At 64.8% G+C, this 18,970-nt stretch carries 20 protein-coding genes; 9 read left to right on the top strand and 11 right to left on the bottom strand.

Features of this window, described 5'->3' with window-relative positions; translation table 11 throughout:
• Window positions 1–6: 6 nt before the first annotated feature.
• Together FJ940_RS04890 and FJ940_RS04885 are read left to right on the top strand one after the other, a co-directional pair.
• Window positions 7–897, top strand: a complete 891-nt coding sequence (locus tag FJ940_RS04890; protein WP_140555552.1) for a sugar ABC transporter permease — start codon at window positions 7–9, stop codon at window positions 895–897.
• Window positions 894–1,757: a carbohydrate ABC transporter permease gene (locus tag FJ940_RS04885; RefSeq protein WP_140497680.1), complete on the top strand. Its 864-nt coding sequence runs from the start codon at window positions 894–896 to the stop codon at window positions 1,755–1,757. The genes FJ940_RS04890 and FJ940_RS04885 overlap by 4 nt, the downstream gene beginning before the upstream one ends.
• Here FJ940_RS04885 and pcaD read toward each other — a convergent pair.
• Window positions 1,747–2,571 carry a 3-oxoadipate enol-lactonase gene (pcaD, locus tag FJ940_RS04880; protein WP_140520927.1) on the bottom strand — a complete coding sequence of 275 codons (825 nt, stop codon included), beginning with the start codon at window positions 2,569–2,571 and terminating at the stop codon, window positions 1,747–1,749. The two genes, FJ940_RS04885 and pcaD, sit on opposite strands and share 11 nt — an antisense overlap.
• Window positions 2,572–2,702: 131 nt before the next feature.
• Between pcaD and FJ940_RS04875 the strand changes: the two genes are divergently transcribed.
• Window positions 2,703–4,364: an alkaline phosphatase family protein gene (locus tag FJ940_RS04875; protein ID WP_140655575.1), complete on the top strand. Its 1,662-nt coding sequence runs from the start codon at window positions 2,703–2,705 to the stop codon at window positions 4,362–4,364.
• Between the two features lie 110 nt (window positions 4,365–4,474).
• On the opposite strand, the gene FJ940_RS04870 is transcribed toward FJ940_RS04875, so the two are convergent.
• From FJ940_RS04870 to FJ940_RS04845, 6 genes are all read right to left on the bottom strand, one after another.
• The gene (locus tag FJ940_RS04870) at window positions 4,475–5,734 is read right to left on the bottom strand and encodes an ABC transporter substrate-binding protein (RefSeq protein WP_140564358.1); all 1,260 of its coding nucleotides are present in this window, start codon (window positions 5,732–5,734) and stop codon (window positions 4,475–4,477) included.
• A gap of 63 nt (window positions 5,735–5,797) precedes the next feature.
• The gene (locus tag FJ940_RS04865) at window positions 5,798–6,229 is read right to left on the bottom strand and encodes a DUF4440 domain-containing protein (protein WP_140655572.1); all 432 of its coding nucleotides are present in this window, start codon (window positions 6,227–6,229) and stop codon (window positions 5,798–5,800) included.
• Entirely contained in the window at window positions 6,226–7,281 is a 1,056-nt protein-coding gene (locus FJ940_RS04860) for an aldo/keto reductase (protein ID WP_140655569.1), read from the bottom strand. Before FJ940_RS04860 ends, FJ940_RS04865 begins: the two co-directional genes overlap by 4 nt.
• A complete protein-coding gene (locus tag FJ940_RS04855) occupies window positions 7,278–7,637 on the bottom strand; it encodes a TIGR04076 family protein (protein WP_140648998.1) in 360 nt (119 codons plus the stop codon). Before FJ940_RS04855 ends, FJ940_RS04860 begins: the two co-directional genes overlap by 4 nt.
• A 1-nt stretch (window position 7,638) precedes the next feature.
• Window positions 7,639–8,136, bottom strand: coding sequence for a DUF3830 family protein (locus FJ940_RS04850; protein ID WP_246670979.1), 498 nt, complete (start codon window positions 8,134–8,136; stop codon window positions 7,639–7,641).
• Window positions 8,137–8,865 carry a GntR family transcriptional regulator gene (locus tag FJ940_RS04845; RefSeq protein WP_140497664.1) on the bottom strand — a complete coding sequence of 243 codons (729 nt, stop codon included), beginning with the start codon at window positions 8,863–8,865 and terminating at the stop codon, window positions 8,137–8,139.
• A gap of 145 nt (window positions 8,866–9,010) precedes the next feature.
• Here FJ940_RS04845 and FJ940_RS04840 point away from each other — a divergent pair, with 145 nt between their 5' ends.
• Genes FJ940_RS04840 through FJ940_RS04820 form a run of 5 tightly spaced genes read left to right on the top strand, consistent with a single transcriptional unit; the run spans window position 9,011 to window position 13,749 of the window.
• Window positions 9,011–9,811: an ABC transporter ATP-binding protein gene (locus FJ940_RS04840; RefSeq protein ID WP_140520932.1), complete on the top strand. Its 801-nt coding sequence runs from the start codon at window positions 9,011–9,013 to the stop codon at window positions 9,809–9,811.
• Window positions 9,808–10,575 (top strand): ABC transporter ATP-binding protein, encoded by a 768-nt coding sequence (locus FJ940_RS04835; RefSeq protein WP_140555562.1) that lies wholly within the window; start codon window positions 9,808–9,810, stop codon window positions 10,573–10,575. The genes FJ940_RS04840 and FJ940_RS04835 overlap by 4 nt, the downstream gene beginning before the upstream one ends.
• Window positions 10,572–11,480, top strand: coding sequence for a branched-chain amino acid ABC transporter permease (locus FJ940_RS04830; RefSeq protein WP_140514550.1), 909 nt, complete (start codon window positions 10,572–10,574; stop codon window positions 11,478–11,480). Before FJ940_RS04835 ends, FJ940_RS04830 begins: the two co-directional genes overlap by 4 nt.
• Window positions 11,477–12,454 (top strand): branched-chain amino acid ABC transporter permease, encoded by a 978-nt coding sequence (locus FJ940_RS04825; RefSeq protein WP_181167207.1) that lies wholly within the window; start codon window positions 11,477–11,479, stop codon window positions 12,452–12,454. Before FJ940_RS04830 ends, FJ940_RS04825 begins: the two co-directional genes overlap by 4 nt.
• Entirely contained in the window at window positions 12,451–13,749 is a 1,299-nt protein-coding gene (locus FJ940_RS04820) for an FAD-dependent oxidoreductase (RefSeq protein WP_140555564.1), read from the top strand. The genes FJ940_RS04825 and FJ940_RS04820 overlap by 4 nt, the downstream gene beginning before the upstream one ends.
• A 32-nt stretch (window positions 13,750–13,781) precedes the next feature.
• Here FJ940_RS04820 and FJ940_RS04815 read toward each other — a convergent pair whose 3' ends face one another.
• The 4 genes from FJ940_RS04815 to FJ940_RS04800 are packed head-to-tail and all read right to left on the bottom strand — an operon-like array spanning window position 13,782 to window position 18,134.
• Window positions 13,782–14,438, bottom strand: a complete 657-nt coding sequence (locus tag FJ940_RS04815) for a GntR family transcriptional regulator (RefSeq protein WP_140555566.1) — start codon at window positions 14,436–14,438, stop codon at window positions 13,782–13,784.
• 28 nt (window positions 14,439–14,466) lie between these two features.
• A complete protein-coding gene (locus tag FJ940_RS04810) occupies window positions 14,467–15,771 on the bottom strand; it encodes an aspartate aminotransferase family protein (RefSeq protein WP_140497650.1) in 1,305 nt (434 codons plus the stop codon).
• Between the two features lie 6 nt (window positions 15,772–15,777).
• Window positions 15,778–16,836 carry a phosphotransferase gene (locus FJ940_RS04805; RefSeq protein WP_140655567.1) on the bottom strand — a complete coding sequence of 353 codons (1,059 nt, stop codon included), beginning with the start codon at window positions 16,834–16,836 and terminating at the stop codon, window positions 15,778–15,780.
• On the bottom strand, window positions 16,833–18,134 hold the full coding sequence (locus tag FJ940_RS04800; protein ID WP_181165160.1) for an ArgE/DapE family deacylase: 1,302 nt from the start codon (window positions 18,132–18,134) through the stop codon (window positions 16,833–16,835). The genes FJ940_RS04805 and FJ940_RS04800 overlap by 4 nt, the downstream gene beginning before the upstream one ends.
• A 166-nt stretch (window positions 18,135–18,300) precedes the next feature.
• On the opposite strand from FJ940_RS04800, the gene FJ940_RS04795 reads away from it, so the two are divergent.
• A complete protein-coding gene (locus FJ940_RS04795; protein WP_181171737.1) occupies window positions 18,301–18,948 on the top strand; it encodes a GNAT family N-acetyltransferase in 648 nt (215 codons plus the stop codon).
• Window positions 18,949–18,970: the final 22 nt, after the last annotated feature.

Genomic DNA, 18,970 nt, shown 5'->3' with positions numbered 1-18,970 from the left:
CGAACCATGATCAACAGGTACCGTGCCTCGGCGGGCATCATGCTGGCGCCCGCCGTGACGCTGATCGGCATCTTCATCCTGTTGCCGATGCTGCTCACCGTCTGGCTATCCTTCCAGGACTGGTCGACGCAGACGCCTTTTTCCAATGCGGCCTTCATTGGCTTCGACAATTTTCGCGAGATTTTCGGCGCCTCATCGGTCGGACGCGACTTCAAGGGCGCGTTGATCAACACCTCCATCTACACCGCGCTTTCCGTCATCCTCATCCTGCCGCTCTCGGTCGCCTTCGGGCTGATGGTCCACCAGCACGATGTTGGCGGCGGCACGGCGCTGCGGACCGTGCTGTTTTCCACCTATGTGGTACCGATGATCGCGGTGGCGCTGGTGTGGTCGAAACTCTATTCGCCTGGTGAAGGGCCGCTGAATCAGATGCTCGGCCTGATCGGCGTCGGCCCGCAGCCCTTTCTGTCGTCCCCGCGCTCGGCGCTGATCTCGATCGTTCTGCTCAATGTGTGGCAGCAGGTCGGCTATTTCACGGTGCTGGCGATTGCGGGGCTGACCCAGATTTCCGGCAGCCTCTACGAGGCGGCAAAACTCGACGGCGCCAACCGGTTCGAGCAGTTCCGCTTCATCACCTTGCCGTTGCTGCGGCGCACACTCCTGTTCAGCGCGGTGATCGCCATCATCAACGCCGTGCAGGTGTTCGAGCCGGTGGCGCTGATCACGCAGGGCGGGCCGGTCGGCTCGACCAATGTCTTGACCTATCACATACGCCGCGTCGGCATCGAGCGCGCGCAGGGCGGACTGGGTTCGGCCATGGCCGTCATGCTGATGCTGTCGCTGATCGTCGTGGTCTGCGCTCTGTTCGCCTTTGCCAACCGGAAGGATCAGGAATGAGCGCGGGATCGTCGAGCCGGTTGCCGCGCAGACGCCCCGCCGGCCGCAAGGCGCTGCTGGCCACGCTCATGCTGCTCGTGGCCGTGGCGTCGGCCTTTCCGCTGGTTTGGATGGTTCTGTCCAGTCTCAAGACTCCGGCCGAGAGCATGCAGGTGCCGCCGGTGTGGATCCCGCACACGCCGAGCCTCGACGCCTACGGGAAAGTTTCGGGCGTGGTCAATGTCGGCCGTTCTATGTGGAATTCCCTGGTCATCGCCTCGATCACCACAGCCGGTATCCTCATCACCAGCATGATGGCCGGCTACGCCTTCGCCAAATACCACTTCCCCGGCCGCTCGCTTTTGTTCTCGGTGCTGATCGCGACCATGTTCCTGCCGCCGATCGTGACGCTGATCCCGCTCTATCGCCTCGTCGGCTCGATCGGCCTCAATGCCAGCCTCGCCGGCATCATCGTGCCCAACCTCGCCAATGCCTTCGGTATCTTCCTGATGCGCCAGTTCATTGCAAGCGTGCCTGACGATCTGATCGACGCTGCGCGCATGGACGGCGCCTCCGAACTGCTGATCCTGTTCAAGATCGTGGCGCCCAGCGTGGCGCCGGCGATCGCGGCATTGGCGCTGTTTGCCTTCGTCTATCACTGGAACAGCTATCTGTGGCCGCTGACCGTGCTGCAAGGCAACGCCGACGCCTATCCGATCGTCATCAGCCTCAGCCGGCTGTTGAGTTACAACAGAGGCGCCGTCAACACCGGGTTGGTGATGGCCGGCGCGACGCTTGCCGTGCTGCCGCCGCTCATCCTCTTCGTCCTGCTGCAGCGCTTTTTCGTCGATTCCATCGTCGGCTCGGCGATCAAGGGGTAGCCGCGCTCAAAGGTTTCTGCCCCGGAGGAGGCGACGCGACAAAATCGCGGATCAGCGCGACCACCGCCTCCGGCTGTTCGATGCAGGGAATATGGCCGGCATTAGGAATGATTTCAAAGCGGGCGCCGGGGATCAGCGCTGCCAGCGAGCGGACGAGATCGGGCGGTGTCGAGCCGTCCTGGTCGCCGACCATGCAAAGTGTCGGCACCGCGATACGCCGCGCGGCCTCGGTGAGGTCGGCGTCGCGGACCGCCATGCATGTCCCGATGTAACCCGGCAGCGCCTGCCTGGTCAGCATATTGCGGCAACCGGCAAGGTCGGCCGCACGCGCGGCATGGAAGCCGGGCGTGAACCATGCTTCCATCACACCGTCGGCTATCGCCTCGATCCCGTCGCGCTCGACGGTGGCGATACGCTTATTCCAGCTCTCGTCCGTGCCGATCTTGTGCGCCGTGTCGGACAGGATCAGAGCCTCAACGCAGCTGGGATGACGGGTATAGAGCCGCTGCGCGATCAAGCCACCGACCGACAGGCCGAACAGCACGACCCTGCCGAGATCGAAATGATCGATGAGGCCCAGGAGATCGTCGACATGATCATCGATCGACCGGATGCCGCTGCCGATATCGGAAAGTCCGTGGCCGCGCTTGTCGTAGACCAGCAGAGGCATGTCACCGCTTAATTGCGAGATGACATCGTCCCAGATGCGCAAATCGGTACCCAGCGAATTGATGAAGATCACCGGCCGCGCGGTGCCGGTCGCCTCGACATAGCGGTGGTGCAGCGCAAGGCCGCCAATGGTGACGAACGGCACGATTTCGACCCTCCCGGCTCCCACAGTGCATGAGGCATCTGGTTGGGTAAAATGATATTTTGAGGCATCGTTGTAGGACATCGGCCGTTCTGGCACACCGGTCTTGCGCGAACCACAATGACGGACGACCAATGACAGACCGCCGCAACGTCCTTTTCATCATGTGCGACCAGCTGCGCTTCGACTATTTGAGCTGCGCCGGACACCAGACCCTGCACACGCCGAATATCGACCGGCTGGCCAGCCGCGGCGTGCGCTTCACCAACGCCTATGTGCAATCGACCGTGTGCGGGCCCTCGCGCATGAGTGCCTATACAGGCCGCTATGTCCGCTCGCACGGATCGACGCTTAACGGCGTGCCGCTCAGGGTCGGCGAGCCTACGCTCGGCGAGCATCTGCGCGAGATCGGCGTGCGCTGCGCGCTGATCGGCAAGACGCATATGAGGGCCGACGAGGAAGGCATGGAGCGCCTCGGCATCGACAAGACGTCCATCATCGGCGTGCGCGTCGCCGAATGCGGCTTCGAACCGTTCGAGCGCGACGACGGGTTGCATCCGTCATCCGCCTACGATCCCGATCCGGCCTATGACCAATATCTGCGCGAGCACGGCTTCGACGCCGCCAATCCGTGGGAGCACTGGGCCAATTCCGGTGAAGGCGAGAACGGCGAGAATTTCAACGGCTGGCTGCTCGTCCATGCCGACAAGCCGGCGCGCATTCCCGAGGAGCATTCGGAAACACCCTACATGACGCGCCGCGCCATGCGCTTCATCGAGGAGGCCGAGGCAAGGGGCGAAGCCTGGTGCGCGCATCTCTCCTACATCAAGCCGCACTGGCCCTACATCGTGCCGGCGCCCTATCACGACATGTACGGCAAGGCCGACATAAAGCCGGTCGTGCGCAGCGAAGCAGAACGCGTCTCGCCCCACCCGATCTTCGAAGCCTTCCAGCAGGAGCGCTATTCCAGGAACTTCTCCCGCGACGAGGTCCGCGAAAGGGTCATTCCCTGCTATATGGGCCTGATCAGGCAGATCGACGATCAGTTGGGCAGATTGTTCGAGTTCATGGAGGAGCGCGGTCTGTTCGACAACACGCTGATCGTGTTCACCTCCGACCACGGCGATTATCTCGGCGACCATTGGCTGGGCGAAAAATACCTGTTCCACGACGTCGCGGCCAAGGTGCCGATGATCGTCTGCGATCCGCGCCGGCAGGCCGACGCGACGCGCGGCACGACGTCCGATGCGCTGGTGGAGATGATCGACCTCGCGCCCACCTTCCTCGACGTCTTCGGCGGCAAGGCGAAGCCGCATGTTCTCGAGGGCCGGTCGCTGCTGCCGCTGCTGGCAGGCCAGGACGTGAACTGGCGGCGGCACGCGGTGAGCGAGTACGATTATGGCGGCGATGCCGCGCGGCTGAAGCTCGCTATGCCGGTCGCCGACTGCAAGCTCTACATGATCACCGACGGCCGCTTCAAACTGGTCCATGGCGAGGGCCTGGCGCCGATGTTCTTCGATCTGAACGGCGATCCGGACGAATTGCGCGACCTCGGCACCGAAGCATCGGCGGCGGCCGACATCGAACGACTGCGGCAGGCGCTGTTCCGCTGGCTGGCGCTGCCCAACAACCGCATCACCGTCGCCGAGGAATGGCTGACGGGAAACGACGACAAGCTGCGGCACTTCGATCCGCTGATCGAGCCCGGCGTGCTGATCGGTTACTGGGACGAAGCCGAGCTCGCCGAACAGCGCGAAAGACGCAGGCGCTGGCTGTCACGCAGGTCGGGAGAATGAAGCCCGCAGCCCTTGTTGTGGACGGCATGATTTCAGGGCGCAAGGGCCAGGGTTGGGTTACGAGCAGTCCGGCATCGAGCGATCGGTGCCGGACTGCCTGATGTGGCGGCCTATTGGAGCTTCGCCTGCAAGGCGTTGACGTCGTCGGTGGTCATTTCACCGTCGGTCGTTACCTTGCCGTCGACGATCTTCCACAAGCGGAACGGCCCGGTGATGTCGCCATATTTGTCGAAGGCGACCGGGCCGATGACACCTTCGTAGCGGATCGGCTTGCCTTCCTTGATCAGTCCGAGCGCCTTGGCGAACTCGTCCTTGCCGGCAAAGATCGGCGCGCCAGCAGGATCGACCGCCTTGTACATGGCGTCCTTGATCTTGGCCGGATCCTCCGAGCCAGCGATGGCGATTGCCAGGCCGACAATGGCGCCGGCATCATAGGAACGGTCGGCCGCGGGATTGGACGGTTCGATGCCCGAAAACGCCTTGTAATTCTTGGTGAAGTAGTCGGTGGAGGCGGTCGGGCTGGTGCCGGACGAGGTGCCATAGGCCTCCTTGAGATAGTCGGCGCCGACGGACTCGATGAAGTCCGGGCTGTTCATGCCGTCATTGAGCAGGAATTTCTGCACGCCCCCTTGCGAAATCCAGGTGCGGGCGACGGTGGCGCCGTCAACCGGCGTGCTGACGAGATAAAGCCCGTCAGGCTCGCCGGCCATGGCCGCCGTGACTTCCGAGGCATAGCTCGACTGCTTCTCATTGTAGGGCGTGTCGGAGACGACGGTGCCGCCGAGCGCTTTGTAGGCGCGGGAGAATTCGGCCACCATGTTGACCCCGAAATCATTGTTGACATGGATGATCGACAGCTTCTTGAAGCCCTTGTCGATGGCGTATTTCGCGGCGGCCACGCCTTGCAGCGCATCGGAGGTGATGGTGCGGAAGAAGATGCCGTTGGTCTTGCCATCGCGCCCGAGTGCGGTCAGCGTCGGCGAGGACGAAGCCGGCGAGACCTGCACGATCTTGGCCGGGGCGGTGACCGAGGTCAGGATCGGGATCGACACAGAGGAGATGATGCCGCCGATGATCACCGGCACCTTCTTGACCTGAACCAACTGGGTCGCCGCATCGACGGCGATATTGCCCTGGCTCTGACTATCACGCGTGTCGGTCACCAGATCGCAGCCGCGAACGCCGCCGGCGTCGTTAATGTCGCGGAAGGCCATCTCGACCGATTTTGCGCCGGCCTGGCCGTATTCACCGGCCGGTCCGGTCAATTCCATGACTAGGCCGACCGTGATCTTGCAGTCGGCGGCATGTGCCGCGCCGGCGATCGTCACGAGAGCGAGCGCGGTGGTGAGTTGGAGTATCGTCTTTCTCATTGTTGTTCCCCTTGAGCTACACGAATTGAGTTACACGAACCAAATTTCACGTCTGGAGCCTGTTCAGCTTTCCGGCATCTGCAGCCAGGTTTCATGCAGATGTCGCCATTCGACGCCGTTGGGCGCCGATGGATTGGTGGTGAAGAGCGCACTCGACTGACGGCGGCTATGCTTGCCGCCTCGCAACTGCGCCTCGACATAGAGCACGATGATCGCGTCGCCGGTTTGCCAGCCCGGCCGGATGTCCTCGATCGAGATGGCGAAGGCTTCGTCGCAGGAAGCGCGGCTTGCGCGGACATGGTCGACCACCGCATCGCGATCGAGGACCGTGCCGTCAGGCGTGACCATGGCCAGGCCTTCGCCCATGACGCGTTCGAAGCGGCTGAAATCGGCCTTGCCGGCGCGCGATGCGACGAACCAGTCGACGAAGAAGCGATGCAACTCGACGATTTCGGTGCTGGCCCGCGAAAACAGCCTTTCGGTGGTGGCGCTCATGGCCGGGCCGCGTTGAGGTTGTAGTGCATGATCGAGCCGTGGCGGCCGTGACGATCGCGCTCCAGCGTGTAGACGTCGCCGAGGGGACCGCGGCTCTGGGCGATCACGGCGCCGATCTCCGCCCGGTCCTCAGTCCCGAGCGCGACATCCATGATCTTCGCATTGGCCAGCGCATGCGCCTGGTTGCGGGCGCCGACGATGACGGCCGCCACTTGCGGCTGCTCGAGCACCCAGGCGCTGGCGACAGTGGCGATGTCGACGCCGTGGCGGTCGCCGATCCGCTTCAGCACCCTGAGCAGGGTCTGGAAGAGCTCCCAGCCGCCGAAGTCGTCGATGATCAGCTTGTATTTGACCAGCGAGCGGTTTTCGAGCGGCATGTCCGGTTCGGCGACGCCGAGCCATCTGTCGCCGAGAAAGCCGCCGGCCACCGAACCGTAGCAGAGAAAACTGACGCCGTTGCGCGCGGCGAGCGCGGCGAGGCTCGCCGCCGGACGCTGGTCGAGGACGGAGTATTGCAGTTGCTGGCTGACGACTGGCACGCCGGCCGATAGGATTTCGCCCAGGCGCTGCGTATCGAAATTGGTGGTGCCGACATTGCGCACCTTGCCTTCCAGCCGGAGCTCGTCGAGCCAACCCATCGCGTCGACATAGCGAGGCACTGAATAGTCCCACCAGTGGAACTGCACGAGGTCGAGCCGCTCGGTCTTCAGCCGGCGCAGAGACTGGTCGACTATGCCTTTGATGTAATCGCGGCTGATGCCGGCGAGCCGCTCGAGGTCCGGCACGAGCTTGGTGTGCACCCTCATCCTGGCGGCGGCATCGAGACCACGTTCGTTGGCCAGACGCAGCCGCGCCGCTCCGATCAGCTCCTCGACGCCGGTGTAGATATCGGCGCAGTCATAGGTCCAGATGCCGGCGTCGAACGTGGCGATCAGGTCAGATACTGCCTGCTGACGGTCGACCGCGCCGTGGCCGCCGGCCAACTGCCAGCCACCGCGAATGACGCGCGAGATTGTGTAGCCGGGGCTGAGTTCGAAAGTCTTGGCGGTCATCTCTGCTCACTCTCCTTCGGCAGCGGCACCGCCGTCGTCTCGGCGTGGCTGAACCGCCGTTTGCCGGTCCTGACGATCCTGAGCCTGCTGGCGCAATTGGGATCGGGACAGGCGATCTCGGCATCCGAGGTCATCCAGTCATTGGCATGGGTGGGGCGCTGCTTCGCCGCCAGCAGCGGCAGCACGGCCGCTATGGAATAGATCGAAAATCCCTGGCCCGCCGGCATCGACAGCATCTCGCCCTTCAGCTCGAAATAGTCGCCGGGCCTGGCGCCGCAATAAACCGGCTTGCCCTCGGGGACGACAGCCTCGACGCGGAGGTCGAAAAGTTCGAAGCTGTCGTCGCGTTCAGCCATTTCAGCTCTCCAGCCGCGCGAAGGTGACGTCGCAGGCGCCATTGCGGCGAATGATGCCGCAGGCAGATGCGAACTGATCGCGTTGCTCAGGCAGCACCTGCGCAACGACGCTCCCCGCGAGCCAGCCGATCGGAAACAGCAGGCGCGCGCCTTGCCCGTAGAACAGGCCAATGTCGAAGATCGCGTGCGGGTTGCCGCCCCACATGCGCGGCGGCACATAGGAAAGCACGATGTCGCCGGGCTGCGGCGTCAGCGTCGCGTTCTCCGCCGGCAAGGCCTGGGCAAAGGCCTCGCCGTCCAGATGCGCCGCGGGGATCGGACAGGAGATTTCCGGGCCGGTCCACATGGCATGAATGCCCGCGACGACGCGCGGCTCGGCCAGGTAAGACCACAGGAACGTTGCGTTCTCTGGCGCTTTTTCCGGCAGCAACTGCGCCGTCACCGACAGCTCGGAATGCGGCTCGGTGATCCTGATGATGCGTCTGGTCATATCAGGCATTCACTCCGCCTTTGCCGTCAACTTCAGCTTGTCGCGCAGGAAAGCGAAAGGGCGGCTGATGTCGGCCACCAGCGCCTCGCGTGCGGCCTGGGCATCCTGCGCCGCAAGCGCGGCGACGATGCTGCGATGATAATGGGCGGTGTCGACCTCGCCGGCCTCGGAAAAGGCATAGATCGCAACGCGGATGCAGGGTCCCGACTGCAGCCAGAGGCTCTCGATCATCGGGATCAGCACGGCGGAACCGCAGGCGCGATAGATTTCGAAATGAAAGCTCTGATTGAGCGTCACCTCGCGGTCGACATCCTTCTTGTGCTTCAGCGCCCGCATCTCGTCCCATTCACCGAGAATGGTTTCGATGGTGGCGATCTGACGCGGATCCATGCGCGCGGCGGCAAGCGCGATTGCCTCGCCTTCGATCAGGGCACGGGCGCGCAGGAGGTCGTCGATGCGTTCCAGCGTGATCGGCGGCACCCGCACCGAGCGGTTTGGAAGCGCTTCCAGCGCCTTTTCCGTGATCAGCCGCCCAAGCGCCTCGCGCACCGGCATGGTAGACGTGACCAGCGCATCGGCAAGGCCGCGTATGGTCAGAACCTGGCTCGGCTCGAAGAGACCGCCAATCAGCGCCCTGCGCAATTCGGAATAGACGCGGTCCTGCACCGTCTCGCGGCCGACCGGCGCGAGTTGCGCGGCGATGACCTCGTTGGTGCGCTCGACAGCAGCCCTTTGCATGGCGTTCCCGATCTTGGCCCTTTCGGCGGCCTGGCCTGTTTTCGGCTTGCGGAGAAAATTAAAGCTGATTACCGTGATCAAAGCAAGTGTGATCACAAATCAAAAAATCAGAAAGCGGCAAAGACCGCTTCGGCCAGAGGGCTTGATGAACGACACGGCGAAACGGCATGGGACGGAGACCCAGGCGCCGGTTCTGGCGGCAAAGAACGTCGTGCGGCGTTTCGGCGGCCTTGTCGCCGTCAACGATGTCTCGTTCGAGGTCCGCCCGGGCGAGATCCTCGGCCTGATCGGCCCCAACGGCGCCGGCAAGACGACGATGTTCGACCTGCTCGCCGGCAGCATCCTGCCTACAAGCGGCGAGATACGTCTCAACGGGGCGCTCGTCTCCGGCGAAGCAGCGCACCTGCGCATTGGCCGCGGTCTTGGGCGCACCTTTCAGATTCCACGGCCCTTGCCCAATCTCACGCTGATCGAAAACGTCATGCTCGCCGCGCAACGTCAGGCAGGGGAGCGGCTGCTCGCCAATTTCCTGATCCCGTGGCGGGTCGCCGCCGAAGAGAAGGCAGCCGCCGAGAAGGCTGCCGAACTGCTTGAACTCGTCTCGCTCACCCGGCTGGCGCACGAACCGGCGCGGGTGCTTTCGGGCGGCCAGCGCAAACTGCTCGAACTTGCCCGTGTGATGATGGCCGACCCGGCGATCATCCTGCTCGACGAGCCCGCGGCCGGCGTCAACGCCACGCTGCTCGAAGTCATCATCGACCGCATCCGCGACATCAACAGAAGCGGCATCACCTTTCTTCTGATCGAGCACAACATCGACATGGTGACGCGGCTTTGCCATCGCGTCCTGGTGATGGCGGGCGGCGAGCTTCTGTGCGAGGGCACGGCCGACGAGGTGGCGCGCGATCCGCGCGTCATCGAGGCCTATCTCGGGGGCGCGGCATGAGCGGGACCGTGCTTGACGTCCGCAACCTCGAAGCCGGTTACGAGCCCGGCGTGCCGATCGTGCGCGGTGCCTCGATCACGGTGAGGAAGGGCGAAATCGTCGTCGTTCTCGGCCCCAACGGTGCCGGCAAGTCGAGCCTGATCAAGGCAATTGCCGGTCTCGTCCCGGTCACCGGCGGCACCGTTCTCCTCGACGGCAAGGATATCACCACCGCACCGGCCCACACCATGGTGCGGCTTGGGCTCGCCTTCGTGCCTCAGACCGAGAACGTGTTTCCACTGATGTCGGTCGACGACAATCTCAGGGTTGCCTGCGGCATCATCGAGCGCCGCGGGGTTCCCGCCCGCATCGACGAGATGTACGCGACCTTCCCCGACCTGGCGCGCCAGCGCCGCATCGCCGCCGGCAATCTGTCGGGCGGGCAACGCCAGATGCTGGCCGTGGCGCGGGCGCTGATCGTCCACCCCAAGGTGCTGGTGCTGGACGAGCCGTCGGCCGGCCTGTCGCCGAAATTCGTCTCGATGGTGTTCGAGATGCTGGCCGGCATCCGCAAGTCCGGCGTCACCATCCTTCTCGTCGAACAGAACGCCAAGGCGGCGCTCGCCATCGGCGACCGCGCCTATGTGCTGGTCGAAGGCAAGGACCGGCACGAGGGCATCGCCGCTGAATTGTGGAGCGATCCGGTGGTCGCCGAGCTCTATCTTGGCCAGCGCTCGGACAGTGCCGGCAAGGCCGCGCCTTCAGGCAAGGGAAGTGCGGCATGAACCTGCAATTCATCGTCGACGGATTGCTGACCGGCTCGATGATAGGCCTCGGCGCCATCGGCGTGACGCTGACCTATTCGATCCTGCGCTTCTCGAACTTCGCCCATGGCGACTTCATGGCCTGGGGCACCTATGCGACGCTGGCCGTCGTAGGCGCCATCGGCGCGACGATCGGCAAGGTGGTGCCGATCGCCCCGCTTTCCTTCGGGTGGCCTCTCATCGTCGCGCTGGTCGTCGGCATGGCATTCACCGCCCTGCTGGCGCTGCTGCTCGACAAAGTGCTGTTCGCGCGGCTGCGCTCCCAGGGCCAGGCCATCATCGTGGTGATGGCAAGCTTCGGCGCCTCGATGGCGCTGCGAAGCCTGCTCGAGTTCACCTTCACCTCACGCCCGACCTATTTCAGCCGCGCCATCCAGATCGCCATGCCGGTCGGCTTCGGCATCCGCATCACGCCGGACCAGATCGCGCTGTTGCTGCTGACGGCGATTCTGGTGTTGGGCGTACACCTGTTGATGACGCGCACGCAGACCGGCCGGTCCATGCAGGCCCTGAGCCAGAATGCAGCACTTGCCCGCGTCGTCGGCATCGATGTCGCCAAGGTGGTGCGCGTCACCTGGATCCTCGGCGCAGCGCTTGCCTGCGTCGCCGGCGTGATGATCGGCATCCTGGTGCAGATCCGCCCATTCATGGGCTTCGACATGCTGCTGCCGATGTTCGCGGCCGCCATTCTGGGCGGTATCGGCAGCATCCCGGGCGCCGTGCTCGGCGGGTTGATCATCGGGCTCACCGAGGCCGCCGCGGTGCAACTGATCGGCGCCGAATGGCGCGCCGCGGTCTCCTTCATCATCTTGATGGCGGTGCTGTTCGTGCGGCCGATCGGCCTTTTTGGTGTGAAGGAACGCTGATGGACCTGCTCGGCTATGGCGCTTTCTTCCTGACCACGGCGCTGATCTTTTCGTTGGTCACGCTGGGGCTCAATCTGCAATGGGGGCTGACTGGGCTCTTCAATGTCGGGCTCGCCGGCTTCGTCGCCATCGGCGCCTATACATCGGCGCTGCTGACGACGCCGGACGATGCCGCGCGTCTGGGCGGTTTTGGGCTACCGATCCTGGCCGGCTGGGTCGGCGCCATGGTCGTCGGCGGCATCGCCGCGGCCCTGACGGGCATCGCCACGTTGCGGCTCAGATCCGACTACCTTGCCATCACCACCTTCGGCGTCGCCGTGGTCGTGCAACTGGTCGCGCTTAATGCGCAGAAACTGACCGGCGGTCCGTTCGGCATCGGCTTCATCCCGCGCCCTTTCGGCAGCCTCGCCGAGACGCCGCTGCTGTTCAACCTGTCGAACCTTGCCGTCGTCTCGGCGGTCACGCTGGTCGCCTATCTGGCGCTGGAGCACCTGTCTCGCAGCCCGTGGGGCCGGGTGCTGAAGGCGCTGCGGGAGGACGAGCGGGCGGCGATCTCGCTCGGCAAGAGCGCGCGCTTCTACCGTGTCCAGGCCTTCGCGGTCGGCGGCGCCATCATGGCCCTAGCGGGCGCCTTGCAGGCGCATTTCACCGGCTTCATTGCGCCGGACAATTACCTGCCGATCCTGACCTTCCAGGTCTGGGTGATGCTGATCGTCGGCGGCTCGGGCAGCAATGCCGGTGCCGTCATCGGCAGCATCCTGGTCTGGGGGATATGGGCCGGGTCGGGCACGCTCACCAGCGCGCTGTTCCCGCCGGAGCAACAGGCCCGCGCCGCATCCCTGCAGATCGTGGCAATCGGCGTCATGCTGTGCATTATCCTCCTGGTCCGCCCCAACGGACTGTTCGGGGAACGGCCGCGGCGGGCACGGCTCGGCAAGCGGGCGAAGGTGGCCGCCGGCGAGAGCGGCTCGTGACCGCAATGGCCCGGCAGGAAGCGCTTTCGCTTTGGCACGCGGTCAGCCGTGAGACCCGCCTCCGCCCGGCGCTGGAAGGCGAGCTCGATGTCGACCTTGCCATCGTCGGCGGCGGCTTCACCGGCCTTTCGACGGCCTTGCATGCCGCGGCCAGAGGTCTTTCGGTCGCCGTTCTCGAGGCCGAAACCATCGCCTGGGGCGCTACCGGCAGGAATGCCGGCTTCATCGTGCCGAACTTCGCCAAAATGGATCCGGATGCGATAAAGGCCCATCTTGGACCCGAGCGCGGCGAGAGGCTGATCGAATTCGCGGCCGGCAGCGCCGATCTGGTCTTCGGCCTGATCAGGCGGCACGGCATCGAGTGCGACGCGGTGCAGAGCGGTTGGATCCAGCCGGCACATTCCCCTGTTGCGCTCGAAAAGGTCAAATCACGCGCAGGGCAATGGGCGCAGCGCGGCCGGCCGGCTGTCGTGTTGGACCGGCAAGAAACGGAGGCGCTAACCGGCGCGCGCGGCTATGCCGGCGGCTGGATGGACCGTTCCGGCGGCGTGCTCAATCCGGTCGCCTATGCGCGCGGCCTGGCCGACGTGGCGGAAAAAGCCGGCGCGCGTCTGTTCGAGCACACGCGCGTCGTCGCGATCGACCCTATCGCGGACGGCTGGTCGCTGAAGACGCAAACGGGTTCGGTGCGCACCGGAAAGGTGCTGATCGCCACCAACGCCTATGGCGGACGGCTCAATCCGGAGCTTCGGAAAAGTTATTTCCCGCTGAAAATTTTCCAAATCGCGACGGCGCCGCTGCCGCGCGAGGTGCGCAGCCGCCTGTTGCCCTACGGGCAAGGCGTCGGCGACACGAGACGCAATCTCTTCACCTACCGCTTCGATGCCGAAAACCGGCTGATCAGCGGCGGCATGCATGTCTTCGGCGCGGGTGCGGAACGACGCCTGCCGCAGACGATCCGGCGGCGGCTGGCCCGGCATCTCGAGCTCCCGGACCTGCCGCCGCTCGCCTATGGCTGGTCGGGCATGGCTGCGGTCGAACCCGATTTCCTGCCCCACCTCATCGATCTCGGACCGGGGCTGATCGCGGGTCGCGCCTGCAACGGCCGCGGCATCGCCATGACCACGGCCCTGGGCAAGGTGCTTGCGGATTGGGCTGGTGGAACCGACGCCCGCGATCTGCCGCTGCCCTTCGGGCCACCGTCGCCGATGCCGTTCCACAGCCTGCTGCGCTTCGCGCCGAACGCGCTGCTGCCGTGGAGCATGCTTCGCGACCGGCTGGACAAGACCGGATAGGCCGATCGCCGGGGCGCGACGGGATCGCGTCGTCATTCGGCCGCGCGAAGGTTCCCCGCCAGCACCGCTGCCGCCGTGGCGATGTCCTGTTCTATGGAGGTCCTGACGTCGGCGCCGTTGCGCTGCGCCAATGCCGCGACGATCTTGCGATGCGCCTCGTTCGACTGGGGTTTGTAGCGCTCAGCCTGCATCAGGAGCTTGAGATAGGGCCCAACCCGCCCCCAGAGATCACGGATCATGTTGAGGAGGATCGGCGCGCCGGCATGCCGGTAGATGGCGAAGTGGAAGGCCTCGTTGAGCGCGAGATAGGCCCCGGCGTCGCCCGCCTCGATCGCGCGCTGCATGCCCGCCAGCGTGGCCTGTATGTCGACCAGCCCGTCTTCGGTGATGCGCGAGGCGGCCATCTCGCCCGCCAGCCCCTCCACCGCGACGCGGATGCGCGTCAGTTCCTCGAAGGCGGGGGCAGACAGCAAGGGCACGATGATCGAGCGGTTGTTCTGCAACTCCAGAAGCCGCTCGGCGACGAGCCGTTGCAGCGCCTCGCGGATTGGCGTCGTCGAAATGCCGAACGTCTCGGCAAGCTTGCGGATGACCAATGTCTGGCCCGGGCTGAAGCCGCCCGAAATCAGCTCCTGCTTGAGCGCGCCATAGGCGCGGTCGTTCAGGGTCTGATGTTCGAGCTTCAGCATGTCGATTGCCGCACCCTTTCCTATCCCCTCACCAGCGCGACAGGGTGCGATCGAGCGTTTCGGCAAGTTGCTCGGCATTGTCCCTGGCGAACGGCAATGGCGGCCTGATCTTCAGCACGTTCCCGCGCGGACCGCATGACGAGATCAGCACGCCGTCCTCGCGCATGGCTTCGACGACCGCCGACGTCCTGGTGGCGGCCAGCGCCTCGTCCTCCTCCGCCGTCAACTCGACGCCGAAATAAAGGCCGTTATGCCTGACATCGGCGACCATGGCATGCCGGTTCTGCAGAGCCCGCAGCAGCTCGCCCGTATAGGCCCCAACCGTGCGCGCATTCTCGACCAGTCCCTCGCCTTCGATGACATCGAGCACCGCGATGCCGACGGCGGCGGCGACGGGGTTGCCGCCGAATGTGTTGAAGTAGCCGGTGTTGGAACCGAAGGAGGCAACAAGCTGCGGCCGCACGATGACCGCGGCCATCGGATGCCCGTCGCCGATCGGCTTGCCCATGGTGACGATGTCAGGTTCGAGGCCGTAATTGGCGAAACCCCACATGCCCTGGCCGAGCCTGCCGAAGCCGGACTGGACTTCGTCGGCAATGACGATGCCGCCCGCCTTCCTGACGTGATCGGCGGCCTCGCGCATCGCCGACGCATCGGGGAAGAAAATTCCGTCGCTGGAAAATGCCGAGTCGATCAGCAGCGCCGCCGGGCGCACGTTCTGTGCGCGCATGTCCTCAATGGCGGCGGCGACATTCCTGGCGAAATCGCGTGCGGCCCGGCCCTGATCGCGAAACGTATCCGGGGCGGCCACGGTCCTGTGCTGCGCGGGCACGCCCTTCGCCCCGACCGCGGCCGGCGACAGCTGCGCGGTGGCGATGGTGGCGCCATGATAGGCGAAATCGGTGATGATCACGCCGGTATTGCCGCTCGAATGCTGGGCGATGCGGATGGCGAGATCGTTGGCCTCGCTGCCGGTGCAGGTGAACATGGCATGGCCGAGATGGGGCGGAAGCGTGCCGAGAAGTCTTTCCGCGTAGTCGAGGATGATTTCGCTGAGGTAACGCGTGTGGGTGTTGAGCGTGGCCGCCTGCCCCGACAGCGCCTCGACGACACGTGGATGGCAATGGCCGACCGAGGCGACGTTGTTGTACGCATCGAGAAACTTGCGTCCGTGGGCATCGTAGAGCCAAACGCCGCTGCCACGCACGAGATGGATCGGGTTGCGGTAGAAGGCGCGATAGGTCGGGCCGAGCAGCCTGGCACGGCGCTCGAGCAGCGCGGATGCTGATGCACCGGCATCGGCGGAGGCATTTGCGGGCGAGGATTGGGACACGAGCGTCTACTCCGGATTGGAATGATCGAGGAAATAACGGCGGGCATCGCTGTGTGACAGTCCGTCCAGCCGCTCGAGCGAGGCCCAGACCTCGGTGATGAGGCGCAGCACATAGTCGCGCTTGGCCGGGAAGCGCTCCGCCTGCCAGGTGGCAATGTTGGCGATGAGCGCAAGGCGGGCACGGATCAGGTCGAACAGGATGCCGATCTCCTCGGCCTCGAGCGGCTGCACCGACTGGTAGCCAGCAACGAAGCGTGCGGCGGGCGCCAGCGGGTGGCCGTCGGCCGGCCAGCGGTAGACGGCGCCGATGGCGAGATCGCAGATCAGCGGCGAATGGATCATGTCGCCGAAATCGAGGATGCCGCTGACGATCTCGGGCCGCGATGCGTCCATCACCACATTGTAGGAATTCATGTCGTTGTGGACGATCTGGGCGCGCAGGCTGGGAATAATGGGCGCGGCGTGCTCCTCGAAGGCATCGATGACGCGCTCGACCATGGCGCGGCGCCCGCCATCGGCGATATGTGCCAGCATGGGCCGCGTCTTGGCGACCTTGCGGATATCCCACAAAAGATCGCTGCCGGCGGCCGGGTGGAAAAAGCCGCGCAGTGCCCTGCCAAGCCGAGCGAGGAAGATGCCGAGATTGCGATCTTGCGCAGCCGACACCGGCGAGCGCGAAAGCAACTGGCCGGGCAGATAGGTGACCAGCCGGACGATACGCGGCTGCGAACCGCCGATGCTGACCGTAAACTGCGCATCGCGATCGAGGCTTTTGCGCACCGAGGGAACCGGCAAGGCGGGATCGACCGCAAGGATGTGGTCCAGCGCCTTGTTCTGGAAATCGGTGAAGCCGGCCTCTTCCGCCGGATGCGATATTTTCAGGACAAATTCGCCCTCGCCATCGGTGCGGATGTGAAAATTGTGGTCGCGCTCCCCGGGCAAGGGTTGAGCGGTGCCGGCAAGGCCGTAGTGCAGGCGCAAGATGGCAAGCGCATCGGCAATCGGGACATCGGGCGCGTCCTCGGCCAGCGTCTCGCCGAATGCATTGGTCACGGCGCCGGTCATGGCCTTGCCTCGGGGTCGACAGGCTCCAGCCCACACCAGTCGGCGATGAACAGTGCGATTGTCTGGGTGACCTTGCGTACGGAATCGAGGTCCACCGCTTCGTCATAGCCATGCGGCATGCGGCAGATCGGACCGTAGACGATGGCCGGCGTGTCGGCGTAGAGGCCGAAGAAGCGCGCATCGGTGGTGGCAGAGGTGACGTGTTCCTGCAGCGGCTCGCCCCAGACGGCGGTATGGCTACGACGCAGCACGGTTTCCATCTCGTCGGCGCCCTCCAGCACATAGCCCTCGGCCATGAAGCCATTGTAGGTGATCCTGGGCGGGCGGTTGGCCATGAACGGATCGGCGCGGGCCGCGTCGGCGATGCAGGCCTCGAGCTCGGCTCTGGCATCCTCCAGCTTCTGGCCGGGATAGGTGGCGACACGCATCTCGAACACACAGCGTGCGGGGACGCTCGATGTCCACTCGCCACCTTCGATCTTGCCGAGATTGAAACGGATCGGATGCGGGTGATCGCAGAAATGCCTGTCGTCGACCTTGCGCGCGTTCCAGACGATTTCGAGCTGCTTCAACGCCTGGATGATGAGGAAAGCCTTTTCGATGGCGTTGGCGCCGGCCGAGAAAGCGCCCGACGCATGCTGGGGATCGCCGTCGACCTCGACCCTAAACCAGATCGGGCCGACCTGCGCCCGCATCAGCTTCGGCTCTAGCGGTTCGGGGATGAAGGCTGCGTCGGCGCGGTAACCGCGCTGCAGGCAAGCGAGCGCGCCATTGCCGGTGCACTCTTCCTCGACCACCGATTGCAGGAAGACCTTCGCGGCCGGCTGATAGCCGAGGCGGCGCAGTGCGGCCAGCGCGTAGAGGCAGGCCGAGAGCCCAGCCTTCATGTCGCCGGCGCCGCGACCATGCATCCAGCCGTCCTCGATGACCGGATCATAGGGATCGCGCAGCCAGCGATCGAGCGGGCCCGTCGGCACGACGTCGATGTGGCCGTTGAGGATCAGCGAGCGGCCGGTCGCGTTTCGCGGCATGTGGGTGGCGACGACGTTGAAGGCGTCGTCATAGGAGACGGCCACGGGCGAAAAGCCCGGCAGGTCGCGGATCGCATCGACATCGACACGCCACATGTCCACCGTATAGCCATCTGCTTCATACGCGGCTGCCATGAAGGATTGCGCCGCGTGTTCTTCGCCGCGTTGCGAGGGGAAGCGCACGAGGTTCGCGAGGAATTCCACCTGCCGCGCGAAGCCGTCGTCGACCGCGTTCAAAATGGCCTCGTCGGCAATTCGCTCAGGCATGATATTCCGCTTTCCGTTCGATGGTGTATCATATCTCATATGCCATCTCTGTGAAACGCAAGGGACAGGCGGGCCAAAAATCTTGACCCACCTCGGGAGCCTCTTGGCAGGCGAGCGCAGAGTTGGCATCAGCTTCTTGCGCGCCGGTGGGGAAGGTCGAGGACAGATGTTGGTCACCGAAGGCAGATTGCCTGATGAAATCACCAATCTAACGGTTGGCTATCGGCGGGTGCCGGCCGGCAAGATCGTCAATGCGGTGACATGGATGGAAGCGCGCGCGCCGGTGCCGGGTCTCGCGCGGCCGTTGACCATGACAAGGATCGCGAAACCCGACAGTGCTTCCTACCGTGCAATCTTCCTGGAGATCGGCGCTCCCTGGCTCTGGGATCACGCCGCCGAAATGTCGGATGCCGAGATCGCCGCGCATTTCGCCGATCCGCGCCAGCATCTCTATTACGGCCATGATGAAAGCGGCGCCCATGTCGGCATGGTCGAGTTCTCGGCGGCCGAGGACAACGAGATCGAGATCACCTATTTCGGCCTGTTCCCCTCCCTGACCGGCCGCGGCTTCGGCAAGCGGCTGATGGCCGGCGCGCTCGACCAGGCATGGCGTCTCCGGCCCAGCCGCATTTGGCTTCATACCAGCAGCTTCGACCATCACAGTGTCATCGGTTTCTACAGGGCCTGCGGATTTGAGCCCTTTGCGACCGGCTTCGAAATCGCCGACGACCCCAGGACCAAGGGAACGTTGCCGCGTGATGCGGCGCCGCAGATTCCCTTGATCGAGACGGACTGGTCCCCCGACGCCAGATGAAAACGCCTTCACAACCAGCCAG

This window comes from Mesorhizobium sp. B2-3-7 (genome assembly GCF_006442695.1).
GTDB lineage: Bacteria > Pseudomonadota > Alphaproteobacteria > Rhizobiales > Rhizobiaceae > Mesorhizobium.
Note: the sequence above shows the minus strand (reverse complement) of the source record. Positions and strands in the feature narration are given on the sequence as shown.